Origin of the sequence: Mitsuaria sp. CC2 (genome assembly GCF_048957715.1) — a bacterium.
Taxonomy (GTDB): domain Bacteria; phylum Pseudomonadota; class Gammaproteobacteria; order Burkholderiales; family Burkholderiaceae_C; genus Roseateles.
The window spans coordinates 225,264-239,893 of the sequence record NZ_JARVXN010000005.1; the positions used below are offsets into that span (position 1 = coordinate 225,264).

12 protein-coding genes are annotated in these 14,630 nt (G+C 67.9%); all 12 read right to left on the reverse strand.

The features are described 5' to 3' along the window. Positions 1–4: 4 nt before the first annotated feature. A complete protein-coding gene (locus PV762_RS03535; RefSeq protein ID WP_421033631.1) occupies positions 5–1,105 on the reverse strand; it encodes a glycosyltransferase family 2 protein in 1,101 nt (366 codons plus the stop codon). 10 nt (positions 1,106–1,115) lie between these two features. After that, positions 1,116–1,898 carry a glycosyltransferase gene (locus PV762_RS03540; protein WP_421033632.1) on the reverse strand — a complete coding sequence of 261 codons (783 nt, stop codon included), beginning with the start codon at positions 1,896–1,898 and terminating at the stop codon, positions 1,116–1,118. Between the two features lie 7 nt (positions 1,899–1,905). Next, entirely contained in the window at positions 1,906–3,063 is a 1,158-nt protein-coding gene (lapB, locus tag PV762_RS03545) for a lipopolysaccharide assembly protein LapB (RefSeq protein WP_421033633.1), read from the reverse strand. Beyond that, positions 3,053–3,352 carry a LapA family protein gene (locus PV762_RS03550; RefSeq protein WP_421033634.1) on the reverse strand — a complete coding sequence of 100 codons (300 nt, stop codon included), beginning with the start codon at positions 3,350–3,352 and terminating at the stop codon, positions 3,053–3,055. The genes lapB and PV762_RS03550 overlap by 11 nt, the downstream gene beginning before the upstream one ends. 182 nt (positions 3,353–3,534) lie before the next feature. After that, entirely contained in the window at positions 3,535–3,849 is a 315-nt protein-coding gene (locus PV762_RS03555; protein ID WP_421033635.1) for an integration host factor subunit beta, read from the reverse strand. Positions 3,850–4,023: 174 nt separating this feature from the next. Then, complete coding sequence (gene rpsA, locus PV762_RS03560) at positions 4,024–5,709, reverse strand: 30S ribosomal protein S1 (protein WP_421033721.1); 1,686 nt, start codon at positions 5,707–5,709, stop codon at positions 4,024–4,026. Between the two features lie 234 nt (positions 5,710–5,943). After that, positions 5,944–7,956 carry a bifunctional 3-phosphoshikimate 1-carboxyvinyltransferase/cytidylate kinase gene (locus PV762_RS03565; RefSeq protein ID WP_421033722.1) on the reverse strand — a complete coding sequence of 671 codons (2,013 nt, stop codon included), beginning with the start codon at positions 7,954–7,956 and terminating at the stop codon, positions 5,944–5,946. A gap of 79 nt (positions 7,957–8,035) precedes the next feature. After that, a complete protein-coding gene (locus PV762_RS03570; RefSeq protein ID WP_421033636.1) occupies positions 8,036–8,932 on the reverse strand; it encodes a prephenate dehydrogenase in 897 nt (298 codons plus the stop codon). Positions 8,933–8,964: 32 nt separating this feature from the next. Further along, on the reverse strand, positions 8,965–10,065 hold the full coding sequence (gene pheA / locus PV762_RS03575) for a prephenate dehydratase (protein ID WP_421033723.1): 1,101 nt from the start codon (positions 10,063–10,065) through the stop codon (positions 8,965–8,967). Positions 10,066–10,123: 58 nt separating this feature from the next. Continuing rightward, complete coding sequence (serC, locus tag PV762_RS03580) at positions 10,124–11,251, reverse strand: 3-phosphoserine/phosphohydroxythreonine transaminase (RefSeq protein ID WP_421033637.1); 1,128 nt, start codon at positions 11,249–11,251, stop codon at positions 10,124–10,126. Between the two features lie 15 nt (positions 11,252–11,266). Continuing rightward, positions 11,267–11,893, reverse strand: coding sequence for a DUF2059 domain-containing protein (locus PV762_RS03585; protein WP_421033638.1), 627 nt, complete (start codon positions 11,891–11,893; stop codon positions 11,267–11,269). Then, positions 11,890–14,586, reverse strand: a complete 2,697-nt coding sequence (gene gyrA, locus PV762_RS03590) for a DNA gyrase subunit A (protein ID WP_421033639.1) — start codon at positions 14,584–14,586, stop codon at positions 11,890–11,892. Before gyrA ends, PV762_RS03585 begins: the two co-directional genes overlap by 4 nt. Between the last annotated feature and the right edge of the window lie 44 nt (positions 14,587–14,630).

A 14,630-nucleotide genomic window follows, 5' to 3' on the forward strand; every position in this document is an offset into this window, starting at 1 on the left:
ACCCTCAGGCTGCGGCTGCGCGCTGCTGGTCCTCGGCCCGGCGCAGCCAGTAGCGCAGTCGCATCGCGCGGACGAACCAGCCGCGGCGCTTGTAAGCGCGGTCGAGCGCGCGCAGCGGGATCGGGGACGCTTCCTCGAAGGCTTGCCGGAACATCGCCACCTGGCCCGCGCAGCCGTCGGGCAGGGCCTTGTCGGCCATGCGCGAAGCGCCGATGAAATTGCGCGCCGCGAAGTGCGCCCAGGCGAACCGCGCGGCCTCGTCGAGCGGAGCGCTCGCAGCCGCGTCGCGCAGGTTCGCCAGCGCATGGGCCAGATGCTCCGCCTTGGTCACGTTGGGCGTGCTCAGGATGGAGCCGGCCCGCTGCCGGTAGGCCACCCAGACCTCCGGTTCGTACCAGGCGCTCTCGGCCAGCAGCGCGAGCAGCGGCGTGGTCGCCATGTCCTCGAAGTAGCGTCCGACCGGGAAGCGCACCTGTTCGCCCCAGACACTGCGTCTGGCGATCTTGGACCAGCTGTGCATCTGGCCCGCTTCGAACAGGCCCTGCATCAGCCGCGACGGATCGCGCATCAGCTGGCGTTCAGGGCCCGCGAAGGTGTGCCGGTGGAGCTCGCCGCGCAGCCGGTGCTTGAGCTTCATGGGCGCGCGCAGCATGAAGAAGTCGCACAGCACCAGCGCGGGGGCGTGGCCCTGGACCACCTGGCGCAGGCGCGGGATCGCGCCGGGCATCAGGTAGTCGTCGGAATCCAGGAACCAGACGTACTCGCCGCGCGCGGCCTGCAGCATCGTGTTGCGCGCGCCGGAGAGCCCCTGGTTCTGCGCATGGAACAGTCCCTGCACCTTGACCGGCCCGCCGGCGTGAGCGGCGACCAGCGTGCGCACCAGTTCGTCGGAGCCGTCGGTGGAGCAGTCGTCCACCATCAGCACCTCGACGCCGGCATCCGCCTGCGCGAGCACCGAGTCCAGGCATTCGCGCAGGTAGTCCTTGACGTTGTGGACGGGGATGAGCACGGACAGCCAGGGCGTCGCCGCGTCGGCGGGCGCTTTCGTGGCCGAGCCGGGCCGGACGGATGGCGCGGGGGACGGGGATGGAAGAGGGCCGCTCATGGTGCGGGGCTCACTCGTGCCAGTGGTCGGCGATCCAGGGCGCGGGCTTGGGCCGGCGCCAGTTGCCGTTGCTGCGTCCGGCCAGCGCGTCGGGCGGGTTCATGACGCCGTGGAAGATCAGGATCCGCGCGCCGTCGGGGATGAAGGGCGCCTGGAAGTAGTTCATCGGCCAGCGCGGGATGCTGTGGTACTTGAAGCTCGCGCACCAGCGGTCGTCCCAGTACGTCAGCAGGCCCTTGCGGTGCATCTCGTCGGACAGGTAGGCCTGCTCGTTGCGGAACTGCTGGCGGATCGCGTCGAACTCGCGCCGGAACTTGACCAGCACCTCGGGGTGGGCGCCCAGCGTGAAGCGGTAGACCGAGGAATTGCCGGTGATGCGCCAGGGGCGCTTCCAGTCGTGGATGATGAGGAACTCGCCGGGCTCTTCGAAGAAGGGCGTGATGTCGTCGACGATCACGACGTCGAGGTCCAGGAACAGCGCCGTGCCGCGCAGGCCGTACTTCTGCACCAGGTCGTCGCTGAAGGTCGTCAGCTTGGTCCAGCCGCGCTCCGGGCTGCCCGGCGGCAGGTCCAGCGGCGGGATCGGCAGGCATTCGACCTCGGGCCGCACGCCCTCGCCGCGATCGGTGAGGCAGACGAAGCGGAAGTCGCCGCGCAGATGCCTTCGCACCATCGCGTAGAGGCGGTTGACGTACTCGGGGCCGTACTTGGTGCCCCACTTCATGCAGAGGATGACACGGTCGCCGGAGGCAGGGACCGGTGCGGCCGGGGCGGAGCTCATCGGGGTGGTCATCGGGCGCTCAGAGCTCTTCGACGTGGCGGGGAGGGTAGCTGTCCCAACTGAGGCAGCCCGGGCATTGCCAGAAGTAGTGCTGCGACTCGAAGCCGCAGGCGGCGCAGCGGTAGCGCTGCAGAGGCCGCACGGCGCGTTGCAGCGCGGTGCCGACCAGTTGGGCCTCGTCGTCGTCGAGCGGCTGCTGGCGGGCCTGGCTCTGCTGCAGCAGCTGCGTCGCGGCCGACAGCGCCGGCTCGACGCGCAGGTGCTCGGTCAGGCGGCGGCGCTGCGCCTCGGGCGCGGGCTCCAGCTGCGCGATGGCCTGCAGCAGCGCCATGCTCGGATGGCGGCGGTACTGGGCCTCGATGAGCGCCAGCGCCTGCGGCGCCGTGCCGGTGGCCTGGGCCGCCAGCGCATAGTCGCGCGCGACGAGGTTGAAGGCGTCGGGATTGGCCCGCAGCAGATCGCCGTAGAGGCCCATCGCGCCTGCCTGGTCGCCCTGGCGCGCGAGCATCTGGCCGAGCAGCACGTAGGCTCGCGCGGACTGCGGCGCACGCTCACGGGCCTGGTCCAGCCAGCGACGTGCCTGCGGCTCGTCCTGACGGGCCTGGGCTTCGAGCGCCAGCTCGCACCAGTAGTTGGCGATGCGACTCGCGAAGCTGCCGGTGCCGGCCGCCTCGAGCTGCTCGGACACCTCGGCCGCCTTCGCCCATTCGCGCGAGCGCTCGTACAGCGACAGCAGCGCCAGCGCGGCCTCGTGGTCGAAGGCCGTGCCCTTGAGCGCCTCGTAGGCGGACTCGGCGCGGTCGAACAGACCGGCCTTGAAGAAGTCCTGCGCCAGCGCGTACTGCGCGCGGTCGCGCTCGGACTTCGGCAAGTCGCCGCGCGAGAGCAGGTGCTGGTGCACGCGCACGGCGCGTTCGTACTCGCCGCGGCGGCGGAACAGGTTGCCCAGCGCGAAGTGCAGCTCGGAGGTGTCGGGGTCGGCCTGCACCGCCTCGATGAAGGCGTCGATCGCCTTGTCCTGCTGCTCGTTGAGCAGCAGGTTCAAGCCCTTGAAGTAGGCGCGCGGCGCGTCGCGCTGCTCGCGTTTCCATTGGCGCGCGTCCAGCCTGGACGCCAGCCAGCCCAGTCCGAAGACCAGGGGCACGCCGATCAGCAGCCAGCTGAGATCAAATTCCATCGGGGATCTTGGGGTCGTTGGCGGTCGCGGTCGCCGAAGGGGGCGGCAGGTCGTCCGCCGGAGGGAGCGATCGTGCGGCAGCGCGCTTGTGGCGCCACCAGGCCGGGACCATCGCCAGCACGCCGAAGGCGCAGCCCAACCCGAAGGTCAGCAGCACCACGATCACCAGCGGAGAGCGCCAGGACTGGCCGAAGAACCAGTGCACGACGACCTCCTGGCTGTTGTTCAGCGCGAAGGCGAAGAGACAGAAGAACAGGAATGCTCTGAAGAGCCAGACCAGGATTCGCATGGGGGGCGATTCTAGGCGCGTGCGGGGTACGCCATGACGGATGGCAGGGCGTGTTAACCCCTGAATACATTCAGCCGCCCACCGTCCCGGTGTCTTGACGGCGCGGCGGAGACGGACGAAAAAAAGCGCCGCGGATCGCGACGCCTTCTGTCTGGGGAGTGCAGTGCCCGGAACGGTGTGGGTCAGGCGGCCTGCTGGTTGTCGTCCGTGACGGGCAGCTGCGCGTCCACGGCTTCGCGCAGGGCCTTGCCCGGCTTGAAGTGGGGCACCAGCTTCTCGGGGATCAGCACCTGCTCGCCGCTGCGCGGGTTGCGGCCCATGCGGGGCGGACGGCGGTTGATCGAGAAGCTCCCGAAGCCGCGGATCTCGATGCGGTGGCCGCGGGCCAGGGCGTCGGACATCGCGTCCAGGATGGTCTTGACCGCGAACTCGGTGTCTCGTTGCGTGAGCTGGCCGAAGCGCTCGGACAAGTGGGCCACCAGGTCGGATCGGGTCATGGTCGTCGGCATCTGAAGAAAAACAGGCTCGCCTTGGAGCGAGCCTGTCGACGCGCTTGTGCGTCGAATTGGCGTCTGGGAAAGCAGGCTAACTCAGCCTGCCTCCCGCCAGAACAAGGGATTCTCTTGAGGCCGGAGATGACGCTCGCGCGCCACGCCCGGCGGTCAGGACAATCAGCCGTTGTTCTGGTTGTCCAGCTTGGCGCGCAGCAGGGCGCCCAGGCTGGTCGTGCCGGCGTTTTCACGCTCGTTGGTCTGCGACAGACGCTGCATGGCTTGCTGTTCGTCCGCGCTGTCCTTGGCCTTGATCGACAGCTGGATGCTGCGCGACTTGCGGTCGACGTTGACGATCACGGCGGAGACTTCGTCGCCTTCCTTCAGCACGTTGCGGGCGTCTTCCACGCGGTCGCGGCCGATTTCCGAAGCACGCAGATAGCCGGTGACTTCCTCGCCCAGGTCGATCTCGGCGCCACGGGCGTCGACGGTCTTGACCTTGCCGGTCACGATCATGCCGCGGTCGTTGACCGAGACGAAGGTCGTGAACGGATCGCCGTCCAGCTGCTTGATGCCCAGCGAGATGCGCTCGCGCTCGACGTCCACGGCCAGAACGATGGCGTCGACTTCCTGGCCCTTCTTGTAGTTGCGGACGGCGGTTTCACCCGGCTCGTTCCACGACAGGTCGGACAGGTGCACCAGGCCGTCGATGCCCTGGGCCAGGCCCACGAACACGCCGAAGTCGGTGATCGACTTGATCGGGCCCTTGACGCGGTCGCCGCGCTTGACGTTCTCGGCGAACTCTTCCCACGGGTTGGCGCGGCACTGCTTCATGCCCAGCGAGATGCGACGCTTGTCTTCGTCGATCTCCAGGACCATGACTTCCACTTCGTCGCCCAGCGAGACGACCTTGGAAGGCGCGACGTTCTTGTTGGTCCAGTCCATTTCGGAGACGTGCACCAGGCCTTCGATGCCGGGTTCGATCTCGACGAACGCGCCGTAGTCGGCGATGTTCGTGACCTTGCCGAACAGGCGGGTGTTGGCCGGGTAGCGGCGCGACACGCCGAACCACGGGTCGTCGCCCAGCTGCTTCAGGCCCAGCGAGACGCGGTTCTTCTCGGCGTCGAACTTCAGGACCTTGGCGGTCAGTTCCTGACCGACAGTCACCACTTCGCTCGGGTGACGGACACGGCGCCACGCCATGTCGGTGATGTGCAGCAGGCCGTCGATGCCGCCCAGGTCCACGAACGCACCGTATTCGGTGATGTTCTTGACCACGCCGTTGACGATGGCGCCTTCGGTCAGCGTTTCCAGCAGCTTGGCGCGCTCTTCACCCATCGAAGCCTCGACCACCGCGCGACGCGACAGCACAACGTTGTTGCGCTTGCGGTCCAGCTTGATGACCTTGAACTCCATGGTCTTGCCCTCGAACGGGCTCATGTCCTTCACCGGGCGGGTGTCGAGCAGCGAACCGGGCAGGAAGGCGCGGATGCCGTTGACCAGGACGGTCAGACCGCCCTTGACCTTGCCGGAGACGGTGCCGGTCACGAAATCGCCCGACTCCAGGGCGGTTTCCAGCGACAGCCACGAGGCCAGGCGCTTGGCCTTGTCGCGCGACAGGATGGTGTCGCCGTAGCCGTTTTCGATCGCGTCGATGGCGACCGAGATGAAATCACCGACTTGGACTTCGACTTCGCCCTGGTCGTTCTTGAACTCGTCGACGGGCACGTAGGCTTCGGACTTCAGGCCGGCGTTGACGACCACGAAGTTGTGCTCGATGCGGACGACTTCAGCCGAGATGACCTCGCCGGCGCGCATGTTCGACTTCTGCAGCGATTCCTCGAACAGGGCGGCGAAAGATTCCATTTGGGACATGTGAGATTTCCTTGCCAGGCACAGAGCGTCCGGCGGCGTGAGCACGGGAGCGTGACTCAGGCAGCCTGATCCGAGAGGTGCGAGGGCATGTGTTGCAAGCGGACTTGCGGGTTAGGTTGTAGAACGCGCCACCCCCAGTGGACTGACGTCCGGAGGGAGGGGTGACGCTCCTGTCTTGCGTGCCGAACCGGTGATTCGGGACCCGCGAGGGTCAGGCCTCAGGCCTCAGGCCTTGAACGGACGCCGTTCGCTCCACCAGCTCAACACCAGGTCACGGGATTCCCCGATGGTCTGCTGCGAGTTGTCCAGCTCGATCGCGTCCGCGGCGGCCTGGAGCGGCGAGGCGCTGCGACCTTTGTCGCGAGCGTCCCGCGCTTCCAGATCAGCGCGCAAGCTCTCGATATTAGCCGAAATCCCCTTGGAAATCAATTGCTTGTAGCGCCGCTCTGCCCGCGTGGCGGCGCTCGCCGTGAGGAAGACTTTCAAGGGCGCGTCCGGGAAGATGGCGGTGCCCATGTCCCGACCGTCGGCCACCAGGCCGGGCAGGCGGCGGAAGTCCAGCTGCAGCTGGTGCAGCGCGCGCCGCACCGCCGGATGGGCGCCCACCTGGGAAGCCATCAGACCGGTCGCCTCCTGACGCAGGTCGCCGGAGACGTCCTCGTCGTCGAGCAGCACGCGACCGGCTTCGAACTTCAGGTCCAGCGTCGGGACCACGGCGGCCACCGCGTCGCCGTCGTCCAGCGGGATGCCCTTGCGCGAGGCGGCCAGGCCGGTCACCCGGTAGAGCGCCCCGGAGTCCAGCACGTCGTAGCCCAGCGCTTGCGCGACCTCGTCCGTCAGCGTGCCCTTGCCGGAGGCGGTCGGACCGTCGATGGTGATGACGGGGATGTCGGCCGCGTCCGCGCGCACGACGCCGAACAGCGTCTCGAAATAGTCCGGGAAGGTCTTGGCGACGCACTGCGGATCGAGGATGCGCACCGGCAACGCCGGACCCTGCCGGTCGTCCTGCAGCCCGTTGAAGGCGGCCAGCGAGAAGCACATCGCCACACGGTGGTCGTCGTAGGTGTGGATGGCCGCCGGCTTCCAGGCCTTCAGCGGGTGGACGCGCAGCCAGTCTGGGCCTTCCTCGACCTGCGCGCCGAGCTTGCCCAGCTCCGCCACCATCGCGGCGATGCGGTCGGTTTCCTTCACGCGCCACGAGGCGATGTTGCGCAGCGTCGTCGGGCCGTCGGCGTAGAGCGCCATCACGGCCAGCGTCATCGCGGCGTCGGGGATGTGGTTGCAGTCCAGGTCCAGCGCCCTGAGCGGCCAGGCGCCGCGGCGGACCTCGAGCCAGTTCGGGCCGATCTCGACGCGGGCGCCCATCGCCTGGGCCGCCTCGACGAAGCGGACGTCGCCCTGCACCGAGGTCGAGCCGACGCCTTCGATGCGCACGGGCGCCTGCGTGGCGGCGATTGCGCCGAGCGCGACGAAGTAGGACGCCGACGACGCGTCGCCCTCGACGTGCACCTCGCCCGGCGAGCGGTAGCGGCTGCCGGCGGGGATCACGAAGCGCTGCCAGTCGTCGTCACGCCGGACGTTCACGCCGAAGCGCGCCAGCAGTGCCAGCGTGATGTGGACGTAGGGCTTGGAGATCAGCTCGCCGGTGACCTCGATGACGACGTCGTTCGTGGCCACGAGCGGCAGCGCCAGCAGCAGCGCGGTGAGGAACTGGCTGGAGACGTCGCCGCGCACGCGCACGGGGGCGTCGAGGGTCAGCGCGGCGGGGCCGTTCAGACGCAGCGGCGGATAACCTTCCTGACCCAGGCAGTCGATCGGACAGCCCAGCGCGCGCAGTGCGTCGACGAGGTCGCCGATCGGCCGCTCATGCATGCGGGGCACGCCGGAGAGTTCGAAGCGGCCGCCTTGGGTTGCCGCCAGCAGCGCGAGCGCGGCCGTCAACGGACGCATGGCCGTGCCGGCGTTGCCGAGGAAGAGCTTGGCCTCCTGCGTGCGCAGCGTCCCGCCGATGCCGGTCACCGACAGCACGCCGTCGGCGCCGGTCTCGAGCCGGCAACCGAGCTCGCGCAGCGCGGCGAGCATGACCTTGGTGTCGTCCGAGTCCAGCAGGTCGTGGACGCGGGTCACGCCGTCGGACAGCCCGGCCAGCAGCAGCACGCGGTTGGAGATGCTCTTGGAGCCGGGCAGCGGGATGGTGCCGGCGGCGCCGCGCAGCGGCGGCAGGTCCAGGAATGGGATCTTGTACCTGGCGCGCTCCGGGCACGCGCGACGTGCCGGCGGGGAAAGGGTGGGAACGGACGAAGGGGACGGGGTCGGGCTACTTGGACTTGGACGACGATGACGACGGCGCCGGGGCGCCGAGCTGCCACTGCGCGCGGCCTTCGGACGCCTGGCGGATCATCGCTTCCAACGCGTGGGCGTCGCCTTCGCGGATCGCCTGCTCCATCTGGTCCAGCGCTTCGCGGAAACGCTGCGACTGCGTCAGCAGGTCCTGCTTGTTGGCGACCAGGATGTCGCGCCAGATGGTCGGATCGCTGGCCGCGATGCGTGTGAAGTCGCGGAAACCAGGGCCGGCCAGGCTCAGGAAGTCGCGGCCGGACGGCTGCTTCTGCACTGAGTTGAAATACGCGTAGGCGAGCAGATGCGGGAGGTGGCTGACCGCGGCGAAGGCCTCGTCGTGATGATGCGGCGCCATCTTGAGCACCTGGCAGCCCAGCGCCGACCAGAGGTCGGTCGCCTTCTGCACCATCTCCGGCTTCGTCTGCTCCAGCGGGGTCAGGATGACCTGGCGGCCCTGGTACAGCGCCGCGTCGGCGTGCTGCACGCCGGCGCTTTCCTTGCCGGCGATCGGGTGCGCGGGCACGAAACTGGAGAACTGCTTGCCCAGCGCGCGCTTGGCGGCGTCGACCACGTCGCTCTTGGTCGAGCCCACGTCCATCAGCAGCACGTCGGCGCGCACGAGGTGGCGGATCGCCTTCATCGTCGATTCGGTGGCGGCGACGGGCACGGCCAGCAGCACGATGTCCGAGCCGGAGACGGCCAGCAGCGCGGATTCGGCGGCGATGTCGATCACGCCCATGCGACGGGCGGTCTCGGTGGTGGACGGGCTCTTGCTGTAGCCGACCACCCGGCGCACCAGGCCGGCTTTCTTCATGGCCAGCGCAAACGATCCGCCCATCAGGCCGCAACCGATCACGCCGAGTTGGTTGTACATCGCGAGAAACCTCTTTCGCTCAGACGTCAGCGTCAGGACTTCAGCGGGTAGGCGCCGATGACCTTGTAGAACGCGCACAGCTCCCGCAGTTCCGCCAGCGCGGCCGCGACGTGCGGCTGCGACGGGTGGCCGTCCAGGTCGATGTAGAAGTAGTACTCCCACTGACCGGTGCGGGCCGGGCGCGATTCCAGGCGTGTCATCGACACGCCATGCTTCTTCAAAGGAACCAGCAGATCATGCATCGCGCCGGGGCGGTTCGCCACGGACACGATGAGGCTGGTGCAATCCCGCCCCGTGGCCGGGGGGGTGGCCATGGTCTGCGGCAGGCAGATCACGGCGAAACGGGTCCGGTTGTACGCCTCGTCCTGCACCGCGTGCGCGGTGATGTGCAGGCCGAAGAGCGTTGCCGCGCGTTCGCTGGCGATGGCGGCGTAGGCCGGGTTCTGTGCGGCGAGCCGCGCGCCTTCGGCGTTGCTGGAGACGGCGCGGCGCTCGGCGTTGGGCAGGTGCTTGGACAGCCAGTTCTGGCATTGCGCCAGCGCTTGCGGGTGGGCGAGCACGGCTTCCACGCCCTCGAGCGTGTTCTCCTTGCGCAGCAGGTTGTGGCGGATCAGCAGGCTGACTTCGCCGACCACGTGGGTGGGCGTGTGCAGGAACAGGTCGAGCGAGCGCGTGACCACGCCCTCGGTCATGTTCTCGACGCCGACGACGCCGTACTGCGCGCTGCCGGAGGCGGTCGCGTGGAAGACCTCGTCGAAGCTGTTGCAGTAGATGAGGTCGGCGGCGCCGCCGAAGTACTCGATCGCGGCCTGCTCGCAGAAGGTGCCGAACGGGCCCAGCACGGCGACGCGTTGCGGCGACTCCAGCGCCAGGCAGGCGGACATGATCTCGCGCCAGATCGCGGCGACGTGGTCGCCCTTCAGCGGGCCGGGGTTGGCGCCCTTGATCTTGGCGATCACCTGCGCGACGCGGTCGGGACGGAAGAAGGGCGTGCCGTCGCGGCGCTTGATCTCGCCCACCTGCTCGGCGACGTGCGCGCGCTGGTTCAGCAGCGTCAGCAGCTGCGCGTCGAGCGCATCGATCTGGTCGCGCAGCGCGAGCAGTTCGGGATCGGCGACCGGCGCGGGCGGCATGGTGCCCGCGGTCTGGTCCGGATCGATCGGCTCGATCGGCGTGGAAGGGGTCGGCGTGTCAGCCATGTCGGGTCTCGAAGTCGTGGAGGTGGCTCACCAGGGCTTGTACGCCCTCCAGCGGCATCGCGTTGTAGATCGATGCCCGCATGCCGCCCACCGACTTGTGGCCTTTGAGTTGCAGCAGTCCGCGTTCCCTGGCGCCGGCCAGGAAGGCGTCGTTCAGACGCTCGTCGCGGAGGAAGAAAGGAACGTTCATCCGCGAGCGGCAATGCGCCGCGACACGGTTCTCATAAAGCGAGGAGCCGTCCAGCGCCTGATAGAGCAGGGCGGCCTTGTCGATGTTGCGCTGCTCGATCGCCGCGAGGCCGGTCTTGCCGGCGTACTCGAAACGCTTGAGCCACTGGAAGACCAGGCCGGCGACGTAGATGCCGAAGGTCGGCGGCGTGTTGTACATCGACTGCGCCTCGGCCACGATCTTGTAGTCGAAGGCGGAGGGGCAGATCGGGAGCGCGTGGCCCAGCAAATCCTCGCGGACGATGACCAGGGTCAGGCCGGCGGGGCCGATGTTCTTCTGCGCGCCGGCGAAGGCGATGCCGACGCGGGACCAGTCGACCGCGCGCGAGGCGACGTGCGACGAGAAGTCGATCGCGAGCGGGGCATGGATGCCCAGCGCCTGGAGGTCGGGCAGCGTCTGGAATTCGACGCCGTCGATGGTCTCGTTGGTGCAGACGTGGACGTAGGCGGCGTCCTTGCGGAGCTGCCAGGTCGAGGGTTCGGGAATGTCGAGGTAGCGGCCGCCGGTGGTGTCCAGCTCGGCGGCGTTCGCGGCGATCCTGACGTCGGCATAGCGCTTCGCTTCGCCCGCGCTCTTCTTCGACCAGGAACCCGTGACGACGACGTCGACGGCGCCGCCGCGGGACAGGTTCAACGGCAGGATCGCGTTCTCGCCCAGGCCGCCGCCCTGCATGAACAGGATGCGGAAGTTCGCCGGCACCTGCAGCAGCTCGCGCAGGTCGGCCTCGGCGGCCTCATAGATCGAGATGAATTCGCGGCCGCGGTGGCTCATCTCCATGACGCTCATGCCGGAGCCGTGCCAGTCGAGCATCTCTTCGGCCACCAGGCTCAGGACCTCTTGCGGGAGAGCGGCGGGACCGGCGGAGAAGTTGAACGGGCGGACAGCGGGCATGAGCGTGCGGGAGATTTACTTCTTCGGCGTGGTGGCCGGCTTGTTGGTGTTCAGCTTCGGGGCCGAGGCCGCGCCCGAGGGCGCCGGGCCGGCTTCCAGGCCGAGCTGCTTGGCGATGTTCTGCTGCAGCGCGGTGAACTTCTCGTCGAGCTGCTTGCCGTTGTCGTCGATCAGCTTCTTCGTGTAGAGGCTCTGCAGTTCCTGCGAGGACTCGGCGAACTTCTTGCTCACCGGCGATTCCAGCCAGGCCAGCAGCTGCTTGAGTTCGTCCTCGGTGAACTTCTCGTCCAGTGCCACGCCCATGGTCGACGGGGCCAGCTTCATGCCCTTGTCGACCAGCGGCTTGGCGTTGTCTTCCAGGAACTTGCGCAGGTCGGCGTCGATCTGCTTGGCGGTGGCTTCGCGCTTGGCTTCCGGCACGTTGCGCAGCGCCGGCGCGGCCTTGGCGGCCAGCTCGTTGACCGGGCGGCTCAGCACGCCCATGGTCAGCGCCTCGATCGCGGGCTGCTGGATCTTGAGGATTTTCGCGATGACGTCCTTCTTGGACTGCGGGCTGTCAGCCTTCTGCGCGAAGACGACGGGGCTCGCCAGCAGCGAGGCGGCGATGGCGCCGGCTTGGATGGACTTCAGCAACAAGGTCATTCCTTCACGTCGGGGGTGGAGTCGCCGGCGTCGCCCTTGGCGTCGCCGGCATCGGTACCGGCGGCGCCGGAGGCGTCCGCATCGGTCGATTCTGTCGGTTCGAGCGATTCAACCGCATCGTTTTCCACGATGCGCTGCAGGCCCGAGAGCTTCGCGCCCTCGTCCAGCGAGATCAGCGTCACGCCCTGCGTGGCGCGACCCAGTTCGCGGATCTCGGCAACCCGCGTGCGCACCAGCACGCCGGTGTCCGTGATCAGCATGATCTCGTCTTCCGGGCGGACCAGCGTCGCGGCCACGACCTTGCCGTTGCGCTCGCTCTGCTGGATGGCGATCATGCCCTTCGTGCCGCGGCCGTGGCGGGTGTATTCGGCGATGTTGGTGCGCTTGCCGTACCCGTTTTCGGTGGCGGTCAGCACGCTCTGGGTTTCGTCCTCGGCCACCAGCATGGCGATCAGGCGCTGGTCGGGCTCGAGCATCATGCCGCGCACGCCGCGGGCCTGGCGGCCCATCGGGCGGACGTCATCCTCGTCGAAGCGCACCGCCTTGCCGCCGTCGGAGAACAGCATCACGTCATGCTGGCCGTCGGTCAACGCGGCGCCGATCAGGTAGTCGCCCTCGTCCAGGTCGACGGAGATGATGCCGGCCTTGCGCGGGTTGCTGAAGTCCTTCAGCGAGGTCTTCTTGACGGTGCCCAGCGCGGTGGCGAAGAAGATGAAGTGATCTTCCGGGAAGGAGCGGAACTCGCCGGTCAGTGGCAGGATGACGTTGATCTTCTCTTCCGGCTGCAGCGGGAACATGTTGACGATCGGCTTGCCGCGCGCGTTGCGCGAGCCTTGCGGCACTTCCCAGACCTTGAGCCAGTACACGCGGCCGCGGTTGCTGAAGCACAGCATCCAGTCGTGGGTGTTGGCGATGAAGAGCTGATCGATCCAGTCGTCGTCCTTCGTGGCGGTGGCCTGCTTGCCGCGACCACCGCGGCGCTGCGCGCGGTACTCGCTCAGCGCCTGGCTCTTGATGTAGCCGGTGTGCGAGAGCGTCACCACCATGTCGGTCGGGGTGATCAGGTCCTCGGTGCCGAGTTCCTGCGCGTTGTGCTCGATCACGCTGCGGCGCGCGCCCAGTTTGGTCTGGCCGAATTCCTGGCGGACCGAGGTCAGCTCGTCGCCGATGATGGTGGTCACGCGGGCGGGCGTGGCCAGGATGTCGAGCAGGTCGGCGATCTGGGCCATCACGTCGCGGTACTCGCCGACGATCTTGTCCTGCTCCAGCCCGGTCAGGCGCTGCAGGCGCATCTGCAGGATCTCGCCGGCCTGGTCGTCGGACAGCTTGTACAGGCCGTCCTCCTGCATGCCGTACTGGGCGGGCAGGCCTTCCGGGCGGTAGGCGTTGCGGCCGCCGGCAGTCTCACCCTCGGCGCGCGACAGCATCTCGCGCACCAGCGACGAATCCCAGGCGCGCGCCATCAGCTCGGCCTTGGCGACCGGCGGGCTGGGGCTGCGCTTGATGATCTCGATGAAGTCGTCGATGTTGGCCAGCGCGACGGCCAGGCCTTCCAGCACATGGCCGCGTTCGCGGGCCTTGCGCAGCTCGAAGACGGTGCGGCGGGTGACCACCTCGCGGCGGTGCTCCAGGAAGACCGTGATCAGGTCCTTCAGATTGCACAGCTTGGGCTGACCGTCGATCAGCGCCACCATGTTCATGCCGAAGCTGTCCTGCAGCTGCGTCTGCTTGTACAGGTTGTTCAGGACGACTTCCGGGACCTCGCCGCGCTTGAGCTCGATCACCACGCGCATCCCGTCCTTGTCGGACTCGTCCTGGATGTGGCTGATGCCTTCGATCTTCTTTTCCTGGACCAGCTCGGCGATGCGCTCGAGCAGGGTCTTCTTGTTCACCTGGTACGGGATCTCGTCGACGATGATCGCCTGGCGCTGGCCGCGGTCGATGTCCTCGAAGTGGACCTTGGCGCGCATCACGACCTTCCCGCGGCCGGTGCGGTAGCCCTCGCGCACGCCGTTCAGGCCGTAGATGATCCCGGAGGTGGGGAAGTCCGGTGCCGGGATGATCTCCATCAGCTCGTCGATCGAGCAGTCCGGATTCTTCAGCGCGTGCAGGCAGGCGTCGACCGATTCGTTCAGGTTGTGCGGCGGGATATTCGTCGCCATGCCGACCGCGATACCGGACGAACCGTTGATCAGCAGATTCGGCAGGCGGGCCGGCAATACCAGCGGTTCTTTCTCGCTGCCATCGTAGTTAGGACCGTAATCGACGGTTTCCTTGTCGATATCGGCCAGCATTTCATGGGCGATTTTCGACAGGCGGATTTCGGTGTATCGCATGGCGGCGGCGTTGTCGCCGTCGATCGAGCCGAAATTGCCCTGGCCGTCCACCAGCATGTGGCGCAGCGAGAAGTCCTGCGCCAGCCGCACGATGGTGTCGTACACGGCGCTGTCGCCGTGCGGGTGGTATTTACCGATGACGTCGCCGACGATACGGGCCGACTTCTTGTAGGGCCGGTTCCAGTCGTTGTTCAGCTCGTGCATCGCGAAGAGCACGCGCCGGTGCACCGGCTTGAGGCCGTCGCGGGCGTCGGGCAGGGCGCGGCCGACGATCACGCTCATCGCGTAATCGAGGTAGGAGCGGCGCATCTCCTCCTCGAGGCTGATCGGCAGGGTTTCCTTGGCGAACTGGGTCATGCGCGTGGGGCGCGCAGGGAAGTGCGCGGCCTCTGGTGAGATCG